The sequence below is a fragment of the Cyclobacterium qasimii M12-11B genome, from assembly GCF_000427295.1.
GTDB lineage: Bacteria > Bacteroidota > Bacteroidia > Cytophagales > Cyclobacteriaceae > Cyclobacterium > Cyclobacterium qasimii.
Genome location: NZ_ATNM01000015.1, coordinates 1 through 524 on the forward strand (window position 1 = coordinate 1; position 524 = coordinate 524).

The following is a 524-nucleotide window of genomic DNA, read 5'->3' on the forward strand; positions in this document are numbered from 1 at the left end:
GCCAAGGGGAAGAGCAGGGACTTAAACCGGCGGCGGATCTTGATTTCAGCCATATTCAATCAGAAAAAGAATACGATCTGCTGAAAACGATCGGCGGCTTCCCAGAGGCAGTGGCGGAAGCAGCGGAAAAGCGAATTCCGCACCGTGTCACAAACTATATTTATGATCTGGCTTCTGCTCTGCACAGCTTCTACAACGCAGAGAAAGTCATCGACCCTGAAAATGAAGAGAAAAGCCGCGCGCGCCTGGCTTTAATGAAGGCAACGCAAATTACGCTGAACAATGCGCTTCAGCTGATCGGCGTATCGGCTCCGGAAAAAATGTAATCACGAACAAAAGGACAAAGTCTTCGGGCTTTGTCCTTTTTTTATGAGAAAAACGTGTGATGTAATTCACAATCCTGTTTGCCGAGTTTTTGTATGATAAGACTGATTATTGAATCATTGAAAGGGGCAAGCCAAATGATCAACCGTCAACACATTCAATTATCGTTACAGTCATTAAGCTTGGTGGCAGGGTTTATG

1 protein-coding gene is annotated in these 524 nt (G+C 45.4%); it reads left to right on the forward strand.

The window, feature by feature from the left end:
* Positions 1-326: DALR anticodon-binding domain-containing protein (locus ADICYQ_RS31050; protein ID WP_040413855.1), on the forward strand; the 326-nt coding region annotated here is incomplete at its 5' end.
* Between the last annotated feature and the right edge of the window lie 198 nt (positions 327-524).